This window comes from Arthrobacter sp. UCD-GKA (assembly GCF_001863355.1).
Lineage (GTDB): Bacteria > Actinomycetota > Actinomycetes > Actinomycetales > Micrococcaceae > Paeniglutamicibacter.
The window spans coordinates 102,717-120,966 of the sequence record NZ_MOLR01000008.1 but is presented as its reverse complement, the minus strand read 5'-3'; the positions used below and the strand labels follow the sequence as shown (position 1 = coordinate 120,966).

Below are 18,250 nucleotides of genomic sequence, written 5' to 3'. Positions count from 1 at the left end.
GCCGGACCGGCCGGGCCAGGCCTCACCATTCTATCCCGGGAAAATTCCCGGAAATTCAATGGGTGATGTGTTCCGCCCATAGGATTCGAACCTATACTCCACAGCTCCAAAGGCTGGGGTGCTGCCATTACACCAGGGCGGAATGTGCGTTGAGCTCGCCTCACCGGCACAGTGAACTATTCTGCCACGACTGGGGCCATGGATGCGACTTGGACAAAGGTGCGTGTCAGTCCACTTGTCACAGCTCTGCGACTAGGCCTCGTTTAGGCCATACCTGTGGTTACCATGATCACTATGAGCCCCACCGCACGCCCACGCACGCGCATGACCGGAGTACAGCGCCGGTTGCAGCTGATCGACATTTCGCGCCATCTCTTCTCCATGCGAGGGGTCGACGGGACCACGATCGAGGAAATTGCCCGAGCCGCAGGCGTGTCGAAACCCGTGGTTTATGAGCACTTCGGCTCGAAAGAAGCGCTTTACATGGAAGTGGTCACCAACGAATACCGGGAGCTGCTGCACCGGATCACGGAGTCGCTTTCCGGCGAGGAGGACTCCTCGCGAGTGCTCCTGGAAAAGGCGGCGCTGGCGATGCTGACCTATATCGAGGAGTGCACGGAGGGTTTCCGCATCCTGGTGCGCGACGCCCCGCCGTCCCAGCCCGAAGGCACGTACTCCACGTTGTTGACCAAGGTGACCGAACAGGTCGAGCACATCCTGGCGGACGAATTCACCCACCGGGGATTCAGCGCCGAGGACGGCTCGATCTACGCGCAGATGCTCGTCGGGATGGTCGCGATGACGGCGCAGTGGTGGCTGGATGCCAGGCACCCGGACAAGCGGACCGTCGCCGCCCACGTGGTGAACCTTGCCTGGTACGGCTTGACCGGACTGCGCAAGGAACCGGGTTTGCGGGATGGCCAAACCGAGCACCTCGGCGAGGGGACAGCACAAAACTAAGCGGCACGATTCCCCCTAAGCTCTTGCACCCCGGCTACGTTCTGGCCCATGGTTGGAAAGAGGCAGCTGAGTCCTGCAGCGAATCAGACTTTGGGGGAATGGAAATGATTCATGTTGAGCCGAGTGCCGACGTCGCATCGGACGCGTCATTGGGTGCCGGAACCAATATTTGGCATCTGGCCCAGGTTCGCGAAAATGCCGTTCTGGGTGTCGAATGCAATGTTGGCCGCGGTGCATACATCGGGCCCGGTGTTCGCTTGGGTAACCGATGCAAGATCCAGAATTATGCCCTGGTTTATGAACCGGCGGTTCTGGCCGACGGGGTTTTCATCGGCCCCGCGGTCGTACTGACCAACGACTTGTTCCCCCGCGCCATCAACCCGGACGGCTCCTTGAAGTCAGGGGACGACTGGGACATGGTGGGGGTGAGCATCGCGACCGGGGCATCCATCGGCGCCCGGGCAGTGTGCATCGCACCGCTTCGGATCGGCAAGTGGGCGACCATCGCCGCGGGCGCGGTCGTAACCAAGGATGTTCCCGACTACGCAATCGTCGCCGGCGTCCCCGCCAAGCGGGTGGGCTGGGTGGGCGAAGCCGGCCATCCCCTGTCTTTTGACGACGGCCACTGGACATGTCCCGTGACCAAGGCCCGCTATCTGGAATCCGACGACCGGCTGCAACGTCTATGAGCGTGAGGACGCCGTCTCGACGATGGGTCAGCGTTCTGATCCTTTCCTACCTGCTTGTAGTGGTGTTCGTCGCCTTCATCGTCAAGATTGGGGATTTCCACTTGCCGGAAGCCATTTCTGGAGTCCTGCGTTCGATGCAGCAGCACGGCTTCACAGACGATATTCGGTTCGGCCATGTCGAGGCAGCCGCGAATGTGCTCTTCTTCGTGCCGCTGGGGGCACTGGTCCCGCTGTGGTTCAGGAATCGGCGCTGGCTCACTTCGTGGCTCGCCTGCGTCAGCATCTCGTTGATCGTTGAAGTGGTCCAATTCGTCTTTCTCAGTAATCGGGTCGGTTCGGTGCGCGATGTCATCTGCAATGGACTCGGGGCTGCCCTGGGCGTGGTACTTACGTGGATCCTGACGGAAAGTAGAGTACGCATCGGCCCAAAGCCACCTGTTCACTACCCCTGACAACGCATAGATTGGAGTAAATGGGGAGGACCGGTACCGGGTACCGGTCAAGCGTGAACTGCCTTGGGGGCGCAATGCAACAGGTCGATCTCGTCGGTGTCATCGTTGACCTTCTGGACCTTGAAGACGCGTTGGATCGGGTCACCGAACGGGCGCGTTCCTCCGAACGGGTAGATGCCGGCCATCGCCCGCTGTCAGTGGTGTCGGCCAACCTGGATCATATTGCGCAATTCGGCCGCCTCGGGCGCTGGTATGACACGCTGGACTACTCTCTGGGCATGCCTGCCTCGGAGTCGTCTCCGTCGGTGAAGCACGGAACCAACGGAGATGATTGGCTAGTTCTGCTTGACGGCGCTCCGCTTGTGGCCGAGGCAACGCGGTTGACCGGAAAGACCTGGCCCCGGCTCGCGGGCAGCGACATCATCGGCCCACTTCTGGACCGGGCGGAGAACGAAGGGTTAAGCGTCGGCTTCCTCGGCGGATCCTACGTGGTTCAGCGGGTTCTCTCCCGCACCGTCACCAGAAACCGCCCCAATCTCAAGGTCAGCGGTTATTGGGCACCGGACCGCAAGGATCTCGTGGACCACCACGCTTCGCTGGAGTTGGCGGAGTCCATCAGATCGTCGCACACCCAGATACTGGTTGTCGGGCTGGGCAAACCGCGCCAAGAGCTCTGGATGGCCAAATACGGCCTTGCCACCGGCGCAAACGTCCTCTTGGCCTTTGGCGCAGTCGTGGATTTCCTTGCCGGAAGCATCCAACGCGCACCCAATTGGGCAAGTGCAAACGGTATGGAGTGGGCTTGGCGCTTGGCACTTGAACCCAGGCGGCTGGCTCGCCGCTACCTGGTGGACGATCCACCCAGTCTTCTGCGGCTGAGGAAGGAAAGCCGGCTCCTGCCCGCACCAAAACCCGCATTTCAGCCCTACTCGGACACCCCTGAACGCAGCATCAAGGATCCGATGTCCCTCTCCCGGGAGCCCGGGATTCCCGGGAGATTTGTCGCACTCGGTGAACACGCCGACGTGGCCGTTCTTGCCGTCACATACAACAATGAAGACACCGTCGAGGACCTGGTGTCGAGTCTTCGGGAGCAAGCCAAAGGCTTGTGCCTACGCGTCGTGGTCGCCGACAACGGCTCGAACGACGCGACTCTCGAGCTACTATCCAAACATGACGACGTCATGGCCGTTTCCACGGGAGGAAACCTCGGATATGCCGGCGGCCTCAATGCCGTGATGCGGCATGCCGGGGACTGCGAAGCCGTTCTGGTTCTCAACCCGGACCTCCGCGTCGAACCCAACGCAATCGCAATGCTCATGGATCGAATGCGCCGCTCGGGTGCCGGAATCGTCGTGCCTCAGCTGCTGGAATCCGACGGAGCGACCTACGTGTCGCTGCGCAGGGAACCCAGCATCGCGACGGCAGTGGGTGACGCGCTTTTCGGAGCCAGGTTCACCGGCCGACCCGGTTGGGCGTCCGAGCTGGACTACGATGCCGAGAGCTATCAGCATCCGCACCGCATTGACTGGGCCACCGGGGCTGCGTTGCTCATCGAGTCATCGCTGGTCCTACGGCTGGGTACATGGGACGAACAGTTTTTCCTCTATTCCGAAGAGGTCGACTACTTCCGGCGTGCCCGCGAAGGCGGTGCGAGCATCTGGTACGAACCCGCGGCGCGCATGACCCACCATATGGGTGGCTCCGGTTCGTCCGCATCCTTGAACGCGTTGATGTCGATCAACCGCATCCGCTATATCCGCAAGTACCACGGGACAAGCTACGCCAACGGATTCCGCGCGGCGGTCTTGCTGGCCGAGGCGTTGCGCGCCTACAAGCCCAGCCGGCGCGGGATCCTAAGAACCTTGCTGGATGAGAACAGCTGGGCCGGCCTGCCTCGGCCAAGCACCGGTGCCCAGCAGTCACCCAGCGCTGATTTCCCCTCCGGGACCGTCATCATCCCGGCCCACAACGAGGCCTCCGTCATTGCACGCACCCTGGGGTGTCTGGCCGAGCTGGCGTCGACCGGGGCGGTGGAGGTCATTGTCGCCTGCAACGGGTGCACCGACGATACGTTCCGGGTTGCTTCGTCCTTCGCTGGTGTCAGGGTCATCGAGGTCGAAGCAGCGTCAAAGGTTGCCGCATTGAACGAAGCGGATGCGATTGCCACCAGGTGGCCCCGCATCTATCTGGATGCCGACATCGAGATGACTCCAACGGCACTGAAAATGGTCTTGGACAGACTCGCGCACAGCGACGTCCTGGCCGCTCGCCCTGCATTTGAATACGACGATTCGCAGGCAGCAGCCCCGGTGAAATCGTTCTACCGGGCTCGACGCAGAATCCCCGCGACCAATCAGGCCCTGTGGGGAGCCGGTGTCTACGGGTTGACCGAGGCAGGACATGCGAGATTCGGAAAGTTCCCCGATTTGACGGCCGATGATCTCTTCGTTGACCAGCAGTTCGAGTCCTGGGAGAAAGCGATTCTCCATACTCCCCCGGTTCGCGTCGTGCCCCCCCGTACTGTCGAAAGCCTGTTTGCGATCTTGCAACGCAATTACCGGGGACAGCAGGAGTTTGTGCGGAAGCAGGCGAACGCGAAGAATCCCGTTGGACCGGTGCCGACGACTTTCCTGGGCAGCGGAGACATCGGGTCGAGGAGAACCGTACGCCAGCTCATTGGCTCCGTTCGCGGACCCGTGAGCGCATTCGATGCCATGGTCTATGCGTCGTTTGTGGTTCGCGCCAGGCTCAACCAGAGGCGCCTCTCTTCTGGCGCAGACGGCTCAACGCGTGCCGCGTGGGAGCGCGATGAGAGCAGTCGGGCGTAGCCCCGGGGCAATGTTTCAAAGGAATTCCGTCGTGTCGTTGCCAGGCAACTGAAAATCCAGAAACCCGATAAGACCCCGCGGATCGGCTGCGCACGGGCCCAAACGGGCGTCGCCTGCGATCCGTCTGAAAAGTGCGCTTCACATGCTCCGGGCACCGAAACGCGGTATCGGTGCCGTGCCGCTGACTCTCTTTTGACGTTTTGCAAATGCGCCGAGGCGGTCGCCGACATGCGCGACTCCCACGGCCAGCCCGACGGTGAGCAGGAGAAGCGCAACTTCGGCCCGGCTGTTCCTGACACCTAAGTGCGCAATTGTGGGTCTTTCGGGCGAAATCTCCGTTGTGATGAAAGCTTCCGGCTTGACGCCCATGGTTTGCTGGGGTTCCACAGCCAGTTCCTCAATTCTGTGAACGATGCGGTCCAGCTCCAGCTGGACAACTGCGCTGTCTTCACCAACGATTTCTACCCTGATTACGGGCTTGTTGAAGTTCGATTGCCACTGTCCCCCGGCGTTCGGAAGATACACGGCAAATCCATTGCGAATCCCCGTCCCATAAAGAGGTGCGTCGGTCGGACGAGGAACACTTTCCGGAGACTCCCCGTTGAACCGTCGTTCCACCACTGCTGCGTAATAGACTGTTCGCCCGGGATCTGCGCGCAGCGTGTTTCCGCCAACGGCTGCCGGTGGTGGCAGGAACAATACGTCTGCAGAAACATAGAAAATTCCTGTTGCGGTATGTGCCGCATAAAGCACAGGGGCCATACAGATGATCGCAATGAGGACCAGGTACCAACGTCGGGCCAAAATATTGCCGTGATTCCTAATTCTTTGTCGGAATCGTTGAAACGCATTCACGGCTTCACCGTAAGCTTTCGGGTCGTTCGAAGGTCCTGAGGCACTCGTCGGATGTTCATATATGCTCCGCAAAGTCCCGCCATCAGAAAGATGAGGTTGCAAGCTTGTGGGAAGGCAAAGCAATCGTAAAAGGCGGATAGCAAGCCACCTGCAACCATCGAAGCCACGAGGGCCATTCCCATTCCACGGATCACTTGTTGCTTGTAGTGCCTGCGTGCGACCAACGCAAGAATGATGCTGCAACCAACCAGCAAGAGAAACGACGCAAGACCCACAATCCCGATTTCAATGAGACTCACCAGATATTGGTTGTCCAAAATTCGGTACGAAGGCAGGAACGTTCCGAATCCGCGGCCGACAAATGGACTGATCTCAGCAAACTTCAGCACCGTGTCGTAGCTACCTGTTCGTGAGCTGACACTTGTGTCGTTGCCGGAGAACATTCCGATGATCGTTCCAGCCATTCCGGGTACGGCGAAGTAGACAATTACCAGCCCCAGTCCCATCATGACTGCTACTCCTTTGCGGATTCCCGACGGCCAAGTCGGGAAGAGAACAACAAAGACCGCGGCCACACCTATCAAGGCAGATCTGGTCACCGAGAGAACCGAGGAAAAGGTAATGACCGCTACTGGATACCATCGAATGAAGGCCGAACGCTTCCTGTCATAAATTGCCAGGGTAAGGCAGAACGGCAGCGTCATCGCCAACACGGTTGCATATTCAAGCGGGTGCATCGCAGTCGCTTCGGATCTGACGAATCCAGCTCGGCCATCGATTCCTGATGCTCCCGTGGCTGTCAGTCCGGGAAGTTGGAAGGAATCCACAATGCTCAGACCTGTGAAGAACTGCAGAAGCCCCAGCGATGCGTACAGGCCAGCCACCATCGACAAGCGTCTTATCAATGTCATGAATCGTTCTTGGCTAGGAATCCCGTCGTTGGCAACCAGCAACACTCCGAGCAGCGCGGCCACCCGTAGAATGCCCATATCAGCGACACTCGCATCGGTCTGTGGCAAGGACGTCAACGCCGACTTTGCGTAGCTGGCAAGCACAGCACCTACAAAACAGAATGCAGCAATGCGGACCCATTGGACCCCACGGTTTTCCATCTCGTCGCTGTGTCGGACTTGGTGCCAGCACCACCACAGCAATCCGCCTAGTCCAAAGAGGGTTGCCAGGGATCCAGCACCGCCAAGCGGGCCAATTCGTCGGTCAGAAGGTATGACGAAAAGAACCACGAAGAACAGCGTCAACACGGTAACGGCATCCGTCGGAGGAACGATGCGACGCAGTGAGGCTCCGGGCGCGGCCCTTTCGCTTACCATCTGGTTTTCCATACTTCACGGCTTGGTCGAAGACGTAATGAGTTCGTCTTGTGTGGATCCATCATTTGTCTGTGAAGGGCCATCGGTGGCGCTCTCAGACGACTTTCGCTCTCCTGACGCCGAGGCGTTCTTCTCTGCGTTGGCTTGTTCCCCGTTGCGCGCACGTGATCTTGTATTCGCTGCCGGATCCGTTTGCTTTGTGGCCTTCGGCCTTCTAAGGGCCTTCTTCGCCTTGCGGCGCACGAGAAGCCTATCTAGGAGGCCAGTACCTAGAATTGTCACGGCAGAGCCGGCTGCCACCGCGGCCAAGACTACCCTCATTTGTTTCTTGTTTACTTCCTTGGCCGTGGTGTCTGTGACGATGGTCATTGCCGTGATCCTGGCGTTCTTAGGGATGTTGAGTTGGTCTTGCAGCAGCTTCAAGTTCTCAGGAATGACTGCTACCACTTGATCCAGAATCTTAAGGGTCTCGGCTTCCGTGCCGGCTTCGGCGTCAACAAGCACGATCGGGCCTGCTGTGGACACGTCTTTTCCTATGGTGTAAGTGAGATCAGTACGTTTGTGGAGGATTGGGTCAGCGACGGTCGGTGAACTCATCCGAACGGTCAGGACGCTCAATGCCTGATCCAATCCGCCCATGTAGAGGTAAGGGTTTTCGCCCTCAATCACTGCTGTCGCAGGCGGCACCAACACCACACTGGATGTGGCTTCGTATGTCACCGGGACGACTTGCAACAGGTAGTAGCCCCCCAGGGCCGTTACCAAGAGGCCGAATAGGACAAGGTACCACCGGCGGAGAAGGCCGCTAGCGAGATCATGCAGAAACATGGCGTTGTTCTATGAATAGAAAAACCTGATTTGGCTTGGTTTTTCTCGTGCCTTGAAGTTTTTCATTGATCATTTTCTGACTCCCCAGTTCAGTCAACTCATTGAAATCATTTTTGAGCTTGCTGCATTCGATTTTTCAGTTTTTCCAGCCCGTCCTTCCCCGCCACCTTCATGGCCAAGTTCTTGACGGCTGAGCGTCCTGCATCCCGAACGGTTCGCTTCGGGATGTGCCAGATGTTTTCCACAGCGGCTTCCAACACCCCCGGGACTATAACATCATCAAGCATTTTCCCGAAGATTGGAAGGTATTGGGCGGGCCCCGTCCGTCGACCCCGTACCCGGTTGCTGACATTCAGCTCGTGAATCACTTGCAGCCAAGCTGCGTCCCCCGCGATTTCGAGGACTGGCATTTGAAGTGCCAGTCGATTGTGCCAGTCGGTCCAGCACGTGACAACCGAGGACCAGTCTTCTCGGACGGAGCAAAACGCGTTGTCCTGGTCCTTGCGCCGATATAGCCTGCCTGCATTCTTGATCAAACCTTGTGTGAGATAAATTGCGGTACGTGGGCTTTCGGACCGTGCCCGCTGTAACCGCTCTACGAAATCAACGGCGAGTCCGTCATCGTTGTCAAGGTTTGTGCTGATGAGTTGGGTGTGCCGAGCCCCTGTCACCGCGCGAATATCAGCGACAAGGTCTCGTTGGGGAACTTCTTCCCGATAGATGGCGACGAACACTCCATCCGCAGACCACTCATGGATTTTCTCCTTGAGCCATGGCGGGGACTCCGGATCAAAGTAGATGATCCAGTGAAAATTACTGCAGGTTTGATTCTCAACTGACGGAAGGCAATAGCGTTCAAACAATTCAACCCGATCAACTAGCCAACCGTCACGCGTCCTGAGGTAGCTTTCGGGCCCCTTGGAAGGAAGATTGAATCTGGTCAGGAGAACATGATCAACATCCGTACTCATAACTCCACCTTGTAGATGTGATAGGAATATTCCGCGTCGAAAGTGTCGGTAAACGACGCATCTGATCCTTGCGAAATCGTTCGATTCTCAAAAAGGACTTCGATGGGTTTTCCCGCCAGCTCGGGTGGAACTGAAAAGATTCTGGCGCCGGGCTTGGGGTCGTCATCAATCATCGAAAATATATAGGCATACCCGTCATGGACTTTAAGCATGGTGTCGAGTCCAGGACCGAAGTCGTGTACATAGGTCTGTGAGTTGAGAACCGGCGCCAAATCGTGGATGCGATTGTTGATCTCTCCGGCCGCGGCAACCTGATCCTTTGCGCAGAATTCAGGGTCAACCATTGTTTGTCTCACGAGCGATCCTCCCGTGCAAGCTCCATTCAAGCTTTGGTTGAAGTACACGATGCCTCGTGCCTCGTGGATCAAGGAGTTCATCACCGCTCCTTGGAGCTGGCCCGGGGTTATGTTTGCAACGAAAGCTTGATCGTCGCCCGGGCCTCCATTCAATAACTCCACAAACTGCCACATGCGCTGCAATTTCCCGTCTGTGGCGTCGCGGGCTCGCAAGGAATCCATGGTCTTTCCATAACTGGATGCTGTCCGGCAGTTGGCGTGGTGCACCGGTGTCAAGTACTCGATCGGAGATGGCTGCCAATCGCAGAACGGAACGGTGTACCAATACATGTCAATGGACGCGACGTCGGTGTAGGCATTGATGAACTTTTCAGAGTCTTCCTTCTTCATGTCCTTTCCCATGACAATTTGGGTGAAGTTTGCATAATCAAAGCGGTCGCTGCTGACTAGCTCCTCTTTTGCCTTCTTCAGCACCCGCTGTCCTTCCTCGGGAGTAAATCTTCCATCAACTTCGTCACCCAGAAAGTTGCCTACCCAGTTCTTACTCTCCTTGGTGAACGAATCGTTCAAGGGTGGTCCTACCCAGTAGACGTCGTTATCCTCAAACAATCTGTAGGGAGTCGTTTCCGACATCCCGATATAGGAATTAAACCCCAGCGATTTGTCGTATTTGGCCTCTTCGTCGGTGCTCAAGCCGTTGTACCAAAGCACGATCGGAAAGAAGTCGGGGTTGTCCCACCCAGCGTCACGGGTTCGTGGAAATTTCGACCAAAAATCGTTCCCGCCCTCCCAATCCTTCAGGGGCAGGTTGAGTGGACTCCCCATTGTCGGGCTCTGATGGGGAGACGCAGGTTTCGACGAAACCGTCGGAAGTGCCGTCTCCGCAGTGCAAGAGACCGTTAAGAAGGCCGTGCACACGGTCAACGCCAGAATGTGGTTCCGTTGGATTCGCATCACAGGATCCGCCCATAGAATCTGTCCAAGTCGTCGCGCAGTCCGTCTTGGGTGTAGTGATTTCGGATCCTGGCGGCTGCCTTGCTGCCGTATTCTTCGCGCTCACGATCGCTCAAGTTCATGGCGGCTAACATTTCCCTGACCATTCCGGTGGTGTCCGAAACCTGCCGTGAATAGGCGGCATCAAAAAATTCATTTCCTCCACCCCCGGCATAACCCACTACGAAACAACCGGTTGCCATTGCCTCGGCAGGCGGTAGACCGAATCCGTCGCGATCGCTCAAACTCATGAAAATTGAACTTCTCCGAAGGATGTCCCCCATTTCCGATTCGGTGCGCCCGATAATTGGCTCAATTTTCCATCCACCTTCGTCCAAGATTCCACTAGAACGAAGAATGTGGCGGATCTGTCCGAGTTCGGCTTGTCGCCGGGAAGGAATGTAGCTGATGTGATGCGGTGCAGCTTCATCACGCAATTTGAAATTGATCGGGTCGATGACATTTCGGGCGATCGAGACAGCAATCTCAGGGAAGGCATATTGGAGTAGTTCTGCTCCGTCTTCTGAGACGGTGAGGATTCCTTCCAGGTTCAAGACGTCTCGGTATGGGGTTCCTGGAGCCGTTGCATCGAAATCAATTTGGTCGAAGGTGTGGTGTGGCCCTTGGTTAAAAATGACCTTTCGAATCTGTGCCGGCAGTGTATGCAATCCGTATCCATAGCACTCCGGAACCACGAGAATGTCGTTCGCATGGAACCTCAGCGATTTTGCAGATACAACTGGCGCACTGTGTTCGAACCAGTCGCAGGAGAAGCCATCTTCTTCATGGAAAACCGCAGCGGCGATACCCATGTCGTTGAGCAACTCCACATGGCGGTAGATTACCTTGACGCCGCCGCTAGGCGCGTTCTCGGCAGGTGAAAGGTAATAGATGGTCGTTCCATCCCGCGCCGGGAGAATCTTGATCGCGGGTGGAATACGCCATTTCCGATCCGAAATGTTCTGGTATCTGAGAAGCGCTTGGTTGACCCCCTTGAATAGTTTCATCGCCTCTGGGCTCCGGTCTCTGGGAACATCGGTTTCTTCGGGTCGTCAGATGGCAGCCCGATGCCCCTTGCCGCAAGCCCAGCAAGGATCCGTCCCGCAACGTCTGTCCATCTGGAAGACTCGGATGCCAGTTTCGCTTGGGCACCCATAAGTTGTGCTACTTCCGGATCGCACAGTCGAAACATCGCTGCGTATATTTCGTCGCGTTTGAGTGGATCGACTGTGATGGCACCATTCCCGAGGAGTTCTCCAGCTCCACCGACAGCAGTGGCAACGACCGGCAAGCCTGCGGACGCGGCTTCAAGATATGAAATTGGGGAGGGATCGAATCGGCTGGGCAACACAAACGCTGTTGATGCGGCATAGAGGTCGTCGAGTTTTTTCTGCCCTGCGAGGTCATTTCGAGGAATCATCCCGTGTCCGATAACCCCAGGAACATCGATTCGGGGGTGTTCGCCTACAAGGTCCAACGTGGCTTGGGGAAATGTCCGGTGAAGCCGGGTGAACGCGTGCACCACTGCATCACCGTTCTTACGCTTCCAATCGACACCAACGAACAGGAACCGGGGCCTTGCCCAGTCCCTGTGCTCGCTGATTCCAGTGCGCGGCCGATGCCCCATGCCAACCACCGCGATGCGGGCCGCCGGAATCCCGTAGTCCGACGCGATGGAGTCAGCTGCCCACATGGTGCTGGTGCAGCAAAGAATTGCCTCCCTGCAGGAATCATTCTGTCGCCGGATCCACCTTTCAACGTGTTTCCGGGGAAAGCCTGCCTGGCTGATGTCGGAGTCAGGGTGGTCAACCATCTGACGAAAGGTCCCATCATCGTATGTGACTGCCGGGAATCTACCACGCAAAACACTTGCCAAATCGTACATTTCTGTTCCCATGGCCACGACCGCGTCCAATTCCCCGGCCCCCGCAAGACTCTTCGACAGGGCCCTGGTGCGTGCCCACTGCCGCACGCCCAATCTGTCGGCTACGGCACCGCGGCGGCCCGTAATTCGTGACAAGATTGCCACCGCTTGGTGCAACCCCGGCGGAATCACAGCGCAGATCGGCACCACAACCGCCCCGTTTTCTCTGAATCCCCCAGCCAGTCCGGCAGGTGTTCCCGACCAGTTTGTGGGCTCCAAAGGATCACGTGCCGGATACAAAAAACCGAGTTTCATTCTCTTCCCCCATTTTGCATTGTCCTTGCGTGGGCAGTTGCCCCAAGCTTCCTTGTTCCACGAACGACTGGTTCCATCGTCGCCCCGACCCAGCGGCGAATGCTAGAGATTTCGCCTGAAAGATCCCTGGACCAAACACGAAAACCGTATTCTCGCAACGATCGGGCATAGATCGAGGCCAGTTCGGCCCCCATGGCGGCGAGGCTGAAATTCTCCACTGCAAACCTCCGGCCAAACTTGCCTAGTTCCCCTCGTCCTGTTGGGTCAACGAGAATTTCTTCCAGAGCCGACACGAGCCTGTCCACGGGTTTCTCCATGGATCGATCACTCCAGAAGCTGTTTCTGAACAACTCCTTGGAAGTCTGCGGATTGAATGGCTTGTACCACCCGAATTCACCCGCGACGATCAGTGGCTTTCCGAAAGACAGCGCACGAGCCGCTGAACCACCCATGCCAATGACGATGTCAGCGGCGGCATAGGCAGCGCGTGGGTCAGACATTGGGCCAACCATGACCACGCTCTTGCGTCCTTGGCGTCGATTGGCGATTTCGGCTTGGCGAGCCAGACGTGCTGCAGCATCACCGGTCCCCACAACCACCAAGACGGCGTCCGTGGCAGTTAGCCGTTCCATGGCCTCAATGGCATGTTCAACGCCGGTGGCCTTCATATCTTCATCGAGCCTCGTGACCATGACGATCTTGAGTTGTCTGGCGGTGAGCTCATGCATCGCCAAGAAATGGCGGGTGTCCACGGTTTCGCAGTCATCTCTGAAGGTATCCACCGGTGGGCTGATCAACTCGACACCTGAGACGCGCCCGGCAAGGTCTTCCAGAAGGTACCGCGTGCCGACAATGAGCGCCGGGCTCTTGGGTGTTTCCGGGGCGACGGCCATTTCGTAAATGGTCAGCGCAAGGGGTCTCCTACCGCCCAAACACGGTCCCCACCAGGCTGGTCGGGCCGTCCACGAACCGTAGATATGAACCATGGATGCCTTGTGGCGACGAGCAAGCTTGGACATCAGCAACGCCCCTTCAAGCGTCGTTCGCGGTCGATCAAATGCTTCGACATCGATGCCCCGTTGCTTGGCTATTTCAAACAGCGATGGACCATCCGGGATTGTATCCCGCGGTCCCACCAGAACCGATTCATAGCCATAATGCATGACCTCTGCAGCAAGATCGACCGCATTGATCTGTGTTCCACCCAATGCCAAGCTGTTGATCTGCACCAATACCTTGACCATGTCACTCCGCTCCATCGCTCATGCTGTGCGGCGATTCCTCGCGCTTCGGTCCGCGGTGAAAGGCCGCGATCCACAGTCGAAAAGTGGCCAAGACGTACACCAACGCGCCAGTGGCCCCCCCGAGACCAAGTTTCAGGAGATCACTGTCGAGGGAGAAAGTCACCAGCCATGCGCACGTTCCTGCAGCCAGTGCAGCAAGAAAAGGTAGCCGTGCAGCTCCGAACACCAGTGAGATATTGGCGCCGGTTGCCTTGTGCAGCGCATGGAGATAAACAGGCAGCGTCACAGCGCTTATGACACAGATATGGGCTATACCGATACCGATCAGCCCTCCAAAGTGTATTCCCGCATAGAGCGCCGGGATCAGGGCCACAAGAGCCGCGAGCTGGACGGTAAACAACACCCTGGTCTTCCCTGTGGAAATAATGATGTTGGCAAAGAGCAGCCCCATCACCGAGACGACACCGTAAAGAGACAGGACCGCAAGGACCGGGCCCGCTGCCGTCCATTGGGAACCGTAGAGCGTGGTGACAATCGGGGTGGAGAAAACCCCCGTGAATACGGCGATGGGCAGCGAAACCATCGCAACAGTTCGAACGGCCTGCACCAGTGCCTTGTCGATTGATCCACCGTCCCTGCGCACCGATGAAAAAGCAGGCAGGACAATGCCATTGAGCATGGCCCCGATGACGGCGGTCGACCACATACAGACGTTGAACGCCATCATGTAGACACCAACGTCCGCCGGGGTCATCATCCGGCCGACGTACACGTAGTCCAGGTTGAGCAGTACTTGGCTCAGGATGTTGGCCAAGGCCAACGGGATTCCGAATTGCATCAGCGGGCGCAGGTACGCTTTCTTGAAGCCGGGGAGGTAATTCTTGCCCACGCACTTCATCATGATGAGTCCTGCAACAATCTGTCCCGCCACACGGGACCATGCGAAGGCAGCCGCGCCGTCGCCTGCTAGGGCAATCAATACCAAAGCCGCACTGCCTGGGATGAATCCGATGATGCTGGCGCGGAAGAGCAGGTCTTGTCGGAATGTGCGTTGGAGTTGTGCGCCGGGGACGGCAAATGGTCCGATCAGGGCGACACTGATGGCAAGGATCCGCAAGGGGCCTTCGGCATCCGGTGAGCCGAGAAAGGCGGCCATTGGCCCGGCAAGCAAGGCCATCATCGACCCCAGGAACAGGCTGGTAACCACCGAAATCGTGACAACAGTCGGAGCGATCCTGTCGATATCCACGTCGGAGCGGGCAATGGTCGAGGCCACGCCCAATTCCGCGACACTTACCAGGACCGCCTGCACGGTGACAGCCAGGGCAAAGACGCCAAGTTCCTCAGGTGACACGATGCGGGCGACAAATGCCATCAGGACGATGTTGCTGACTCTCAGGAGCATGGTGCTTGCCCCTGTCCACAAGGCACCGGAACGGACATTGCGCGCCAAGGTGGCGGTGCGTTCGGAATCGGATCCCGTGCCCGGCGCAGCCGTCAGCAATGGAAGACCGATGATGTCCTTTCCCATTCCGTAGCCACCCTCCTTACAACGCCAGGCTTAGTGCTTCAACGACTCGTTGCTGCTGTTCTGCGGTGATGTGCGGATACAGCGGCAGCGACAGGATACGGGTTGCCGCGAGCTCCGAGACGGGGAAGCTGCCCGCAGGCTGTCCCAGCGACGCGAATGCCTTGGTCAGGTGCAGCGGATAGGGGTAGTGGATCCCCGCCCCGATGCCCGCCTCGTTCAACGCCTTCAGCACCCGGTCGCGCTCGGGCACCCGGATGACATACAGGTGCCAGACGTCTTCGTTGCCGGGGGCGCTGCGCGGAACCACGACTCCCGGAAGCCCATGCAACAGTTCGGCATACCGCTCGGCGGCGAGCCTGCGCTGCGCATTCCAGCCTGAAAGCTTTTTGAGCTTGGCGTTGAGCACCACGGCCTGGACGGTGTCCATGCGGGCGTTGAAGCCCACCACGTCGTGCTCGTACTTGGCTGCGCTTCCGTGCGCCCCGAGGATCCTTGCGCGTTCGGCGAGCGCCGGGTCGTTGGTTATCACGGCCCCGGCGTCGCCGGCCGCACCGAGGTTCTTGCCCGGGTAGAAGCTGGTGCCCGCGGCAAGGCCGATGGTTCCGGCGGCCCGCCCATGCCGTCTCGCGCCCTGGGCCTGGGCGGCGTCCTCGATGATGGCCAGGTCGTGGGCTGCGGCCATGGGCTCGAGCGCCTCGATGAAGGCGCTCTGGCCGTAGAGGTGCACCGGCATGATGGCCCGGGTCCGCTCGGTGACGGCCCGCTCCACGGCGGCCGGGTCGATGAGCAGGTACTCGGGGTCGACGTCGACGAGCACCGGAACGGCACCGATGCGGCAGACGGCTTCGGCAGTGGCAATGAACGTGTTGGCCGGCAGGATGACCTCGTCCCCTGCCTCGATGCCGGCGGCACGCAACGCGAGCTCCAGTGCGTCGGTTCCGTTGCTGGCCCCGAGGCAGTGCCGTGCCCCGAGGAAATCCGCATAGGCACGTTCGAATTCAGCCACCTGGTGTCCGCCGATGAACGAGGTGTTGCCAAAGACCTCGGCAAGCCCCCCGGTGACTTCGTCGTTGACTTCCGCTTGCTGCGCCCGCAGGTCCACCAGGGGAATGCTGCGCATGGCTGGTTCGGTGTTCATAGCGTTACCCCGCTGTGGCTCCACTTTTCGCGGTCGGTCGGTGCCCCGGATTTCATTGCGGAGCGGAACCGCGAAACTTCAAAGGCCGAGCGCAGCAGGGAGCGGGCGCGCGTTCCGGTCGAGGTACTGCCTCGATGGGCCAGCAGGTCGAAATAGATCTTGACCAGTTCATTGGCGCTGCGTTCCAGGCTGTAGCGGGACTCGACCAAGGAGCGGCCGAAGGCACCCAACCGCTCGCGCAGGTCGGGATCGGAGAACAGGGCCAAAAGTGCTGCTTCGAGGTCCGCGACCCCGCGACCCTCGTACCCGAACCATCCATTGGACAGGAAGTGCTCGGCGCTTTGTTCGGTGAGGGTCTGCCAGTAGCCGGCTTCCCCCTGTATGACCAGCGCCTTGGCGTGGGCCATGCCCTTGATGGCCGAGGTGCCCATGCCCACGACGATGTCGGCGGCGGCGTAGGCGGGGCGCGGATCCTCGAGATAGCCAAGCGCATCAACGACTATGCGCCCGTGAGCCTTGTTGACCTCCCAGGCACGTTCCTGCACCTGTGCCATGCCGTGCCCGTCCCCGGCGATCAGCAGGCGCACCGGGTGTTCTTCGGCCAGGCGGTCGACCAACGCGATGGCGCTGAGGATGCCCTGCAGTTTCTCCAGCTCGGTGCTCAGCATGGAGACCACCGAGACGACCAGTTCACCGTCGGCTATGCCAAGGTGCCTGCGGGCCGTGGCTGCGTCGCGGGTGGTGTTGGCTTGCACATCCACGGGTGGTTCCAGCAGGAACGCGGTGCGCTGCTGCCAGACCAGTTCGGTGGCCAGTGCCGGTGTCCCCACGATAATGGGCAGATGCCGGGGCAGGAATTCGGGCACTTGCATGGACATGACGGAGGCCACCACGGGGGTGCTGTTGCGGATTCCCGCCGAGAAGCTTGCCGCGAGGCTGGGTCCCCATTCGTAGGCGTGGACCACGTCGATGCGGTGTTCGTCGATGAGCCTGTTCAGTTCGTGGCGCCATTGCTTGGTGTTCCCGCTGTCGGGCGCCTCGGCATAGGGAATGCCCAGATCCCGGACCATGGACACCAGCACCCCGTCCGGGGCGTAGATGACCACCTCATGGCCAAGCTCCCTGACCTTCCCGGCCAGTTCGATGGCATTGAGCTGGGATCCTCCCATGCCCATGTGGTGTGGACAAACCAGGATCTTCATGGCTATCGCTCCCCCGCTGTCTCGGCCAGCGCATGGCGCTGCATGTTCGAAGTGTTGCATGGTGCCGGTCCCAGCCGGTGCGCCGGATTGCCGGCCCAGGTGCAATTGGCCGGCTGGTCCTGGAGCAGCACGGCGCCCATGCCAAGGATCGCCCCGTCCCCGACGTCCAGGTCCTGCCGCACGCTGGCGTTCATCCCCAGGTAGGCGGCGGCCCCGATGCGGGTTCCCCCACCCAGGACGACGCCGGCGGCCAGGGTCGCATAGTCTCCCAGGTGGTTGTCGTGGGTCAGTACCACCCGGGGCATCAGCACCACGTGCGCCCCGATGCGGACATCGCAGGTCAATACGCACCCGGGCAGGACGATGCTGCCGGGGCCCAGTGAGCATCTGGCGCCGATGCTGGCGCTGCGGCTTACGTGGCCGGCGTATCGTTCCGGTCCGACTCCCAGCATCCGCAGCCGGTGCACGATGCCGCGGCGAATCTGGCCGTTGCCGGCACACACTAGCAGCAGCTCGCTGCGTCCGGCGGCCAGGTCGATGCCGCCGAGCACTCGGACCCCGGCCACCAGGACGCCCTGCAGTGCCGGGGAGTCATCGAGCATGCCAACGACCTCGTGGTCGCCTGTGTCAGCGATCGAGGAAGCGGTCTCCCGTGCCAGTCCCCCGGCGGCCAGCAGCAATATCCGAGACATG

16 protein-coding genes and 1 tRNA gene are annotated in these 18,250 nt (G+C 59.3%); 4 read left to right on the top strand and 13 right to left on the bottom strand.

Features of this window, described 5'->3' with window-relative positions:
- Nucleotides 1-70 precede the first annotated feature (70 nt).
- Nucleotides 71-142 (bottom strand) — tRNA-Gln (locus BLJ79_RS14650).
- Nucleotides 143-294: 152 nt separating this feature from the next.
- Here BLJ79_RS14650 and BLJ79_RS14645 point away from each other — a divergent pair.
- The 4 genes from BLJ79_RS14645 to BLJ79_RS22485 all read left to right on the top strand — a co-directional run bounded on the left by BLJ79_RS14645 (nt 295) and on the right by BLJ79_RS22485 (nt 4,932).
- The gene (locus tag BLJ79_RS14645) at nt 295-960 is read left to right on the top strand and encodes a TetR/AcrR family transcriptional regulator (protein WP_071215499.1); all 666 of its coding nucleotides are present in this window, start codon (nt 295-297) and stop codon (nt 958-960) included.
- Nucleotides 961-1,064: 104 nt separating this feature from the next.
- Nucleotides 1,065-1,649, top strand: coding sequence for an acyltransferase (locus BLJ79_RS14640; RefSeq protein WP_071215498.1), 585 nt, complete (start codon nt 1,065-1,067; stop codon nt 1,647-1,649).
- Nucleotides 1,646-2,101 (top strand): VanZ family protein, encoded by a 456-nt coding sequence (locus BLJ79_RS14635; RefSeq protein ID WP_071215497.1) that lies wholly within the window; start codon nt 1,646-1,648, stop codon nt 2,099-2,101. The genes BLJ79_RS14640 and BLJ79_RS14635 overlap by 4 nt, the downstream gene beginning before the upstream one ends.
- A 74-nt stretch (nt 2,102-2,175) precedes the next feature.
- Nucleotides 2,176-4,932, top strand: a complete 2,757-nt coding sequence (locus BLJ79_RS22485) for a WecB/TagA/CpsF family glycosyltransferase (RefSeq protein ID WP_175475487.1) — start codon at nt 2,176-2,178, stop codon at nt 4,930-4,932.
- A gap of 138 nt (nt 4,933-5,070) precedes the next feature.
- Here the strand turns inward: BLJ79_RS22485 and BLJ79_RS22970 are convergent, their stop codons facing one another.
- The 12 genes from BLJ79_RS22970 to BLJ79_RS14575 all read right to left on the bottom strand — a co-directional run bounded on the left by BLJ79_RS22970 (nt 5,071) and on the right by BLJ79_RS14575 (nt 18,249).
- Nucleotides 5,071-5,787 (bottom strand): hypothetical protein, encoded by a 717-nt coding sequence (locus tag BLJ79_RS22970; RefSeq protein ID WP_139194890.1) that lies wholly within the window; start codon nt 5,785-5,787, stop codon nt 5,071-5,073.
- Complete coding sequence (locus BLJ79_RS14620; RefSeq protein WP_083411330.1) at nt 5,784-7,127, bottom strand: O-antigen ligase family protein; 1,344 nt, start codon at nt 7,125-7,127, stop codon at nt 5,784-5,786. The genes BLJ79_RS22970 and BLJ79_RS14620 overlap by 4 nt, the downstream gene beginning before the upstream one ends.
- Before the next feature lie 3 nt (nt 7,128-7,130).
- Nucleotides 7,131-7,943, bottom strand: coding sequence for a YveK family protein (locus BLJ79_RS14615; protein WP_071215494.1), 813 nt, complete (start codon nt 7,941-7,943; stop codon nt 7,131-7,133).
- A 107-nt stretch (nt 7,944-8,050) separates the two neighbouring features.
- A complete protein-coding gene (locus BLJ79_RS14610; RefSeq protein WP_071215493.1) occupies nt 8,051-8,914 on the bottom strand; it encodes a glycosyltransferase in 864 nt (287 codons plus the stop codon).
- Nucleotides 8,911-9,963 (bottom strand): hypothetical protein, encoded by a 1,053-nt coding sequence (locus BLJ79_RS14605; RefSeq protein WP_139194889.1) that lies wholly within the window; start codon nt 9,961-9,963, stop codon nt 8,911-8,913. Before BLJ79_RS14605 ends, BLJ79_RS14610 begins: the two co-directional genes overlap by 4 nt.
- Nucleotides 9,964-10,223: 260 nt before the next feature.
- On the bottom strand, nt 10,224-11,270 hold the full coding sequence (locus tag BLJ79_RS22480; RefSeq protein ID WP_083411328.1) for a glycosyltransferase: 1,047 nt from the start codon (nt 11,268-11,270) through the stop codon (nt 10,224-10,226).
- Nucleotides 11,267-12,442 carry a glycosyltransferase family 4 protein gene (locus tag BLJ79_RS22475; protein ID WP_083411327.1) on the bottom strand — a complete coding sequence of 392 codons (1,176 nt, stop codon included), beginning with the start codon at nt 12,440-12,442 and terminating at the stop codon, nt 11,267-11,269. Before BLJ79_RS22475 ends, BLJ79_RS22480 begins: the two co-directional genes overlap by 4 nt.
- Nucleotides 12,439-13,686: a glycosyltransferase family 4 protein gene (locus BLJ79_RS14595; RefSeq protein WP_071215490.1), complete on the bottom strand. Its 1,248-nt coding sequence runs from the start codon at nt 13,684-13,686 to the stop codon at nt 12,439-12,441. Before BLJ79_RS14595 ends, BLJ79_RS22475 begins: the two co-directional genes overlap by 4 nt.
- Before the next feature lies 1 nt (nt 13,687).
- The gene (locus BLJ79_RS14590) at nt 13,688-15,217 is read right to left on the bottom strand and encodes an oligosaccharide flippase family protein (protein WP_071215489.1); all 1,530 of its coding nucleotides are present in this window, start codon (nt 15,215-15,217) and stop codon (nt 13,688-13,690) included.
- A 16-nt stretch (nt 15,218-15,233) separates the two neighbouring features.
- Complete coding sequence (locus tag BLJ79_RS14585) at nt 15,234-16,355, bottom strand: DegT/DnrJ/EryC1/StrS family aminotransferase (RefSeq protein WP_071215488.1); 1,122 nt, start codon at nt 16,353-16,355, stop codon at nt 15,234-15,236.
- Nucleotides 16,352-17,557 (bottom strand): glycosyltransferase, encoded by a 1,206-nt coding sequence (locus BLJ79_RS14580; protein ID WP_071215484.1) that lies wholly within the window; start codon nt 17,555-17,557, stop codon nt 16,352-16,354. Before BLJ79_RS14580 ends, BLJ79_RS14585 begins: the two co-directional genes overlap by 4 nt.
- 2 nt (nt 17,558-17,559) lie before the next feature.
- Complete coding sequence (locus BLJ79_RS14575) at nt 17,560-18,249, bottom strand: acetyltransferase (RefSeq protein ID WP_071215483.1); 690 nt, start codon at nt 18,247-18,249, stop codon at nt 17,560-17,562.
- Nucleotide 18,250: the final 1 nt, after the last annotated feature.

Coding starts and splice junctions, on each gene's coding strand:
- BLJ79_RS14645 (WP_071215499.1), top strand. CDS start 295: ATGAGCCCCACCGCACGCCCACGCACGCGCATGACCGGAGTACAGCGC.
- BLJ79_RS14640 (WP_071215498.1), top strand. CDS start 1,065: ATGATTCATGTTGAGCCGAGTGCCGACGTCGCATCGGACGCGTCATTG.
- BLJ79_RS14635 (WP_071215497.1), top strand. CDS start 1,646: ATGAGCGTGAGGACGCCGTCTCGACGATGGGTCAGCGTTCTGATCCTT.
- BLJ79_RS22485 (WP_175475487.1), top strand. CDS start 2,176: ATGCAACAGGTCGATCTCGTCGGTGTCATCGTTGACCTTCTGGACCTT.
- BLJ79_RS14620 (WP_083411330.1), bottom strand. CDS start 7,127: ATGGAAAACCAGATGGTAAGCGAAAGGGCCGCGCCCGGAGCCTCACTG.
- BLJ79_RS14615 (WP_071215494.1), bottom strand. CDS start 7,943: ATGTTTCTGCATGATCTCGCTAGCGGCCTTCTCCGCCGGTGGTACCTT.
- BLJ79_RS14610 (WP_071215493.1), bottom strand. CDS start 8,914: ATGAGTACGGATGTTGATCATGTTCTCCTGACCAGATTCAATCTTCCT.
- BLJ79_RS22480 (WP_083411328.1), bottom strand. CDS start 11,270: ATGAAACTATTCAAGGGGGTCAACCAAGCGCTTCTCAGATACCAGAAC.
- BLJ79_RS22475 (WP_083411327.1), bottom strand. CDS start 12,442: ATGAAACTCGGTTTTTTGTATCCGGCACGTGATCCTTTGGAGCCCACA.
- BLJ79_RS14595 (WP_071215490.1), bottom strand. CDS start 13,686: ATGGTCAAGGTATTGGTGCAGATCAACAGCTTGGCATTGGGTGGAACA.
- BLJ79_RS14590 (WP_071215489.1), bottom strand. CDS start 15,217: ATGGGAAAGGACATCATCGGTCTTCCATTGCTGACGGCTGCGCCGGGC.
- BLJ79_RS14585 (WP_071215488.1), bottom strand. CDS start 16,355: ATGAACACCGAACCAGCCATGCGCAGCATTCCCCTGGTGGACCTGCGG.
- BLJ79_RS14580 (WP_071215484.1), bottom strand. CDS start 17,557: ATGAAGATCCTGGTTTGTCCACACCACATGGGCATGGGAGGATCCCAG.
- BLJ79_RS14575 (WP_071215483.1), bottom strand. CDS start 18,249: ATGTCTCGGATATTGCTGCTGGCCGCCGGGGGACTGGCACGGGAGACC.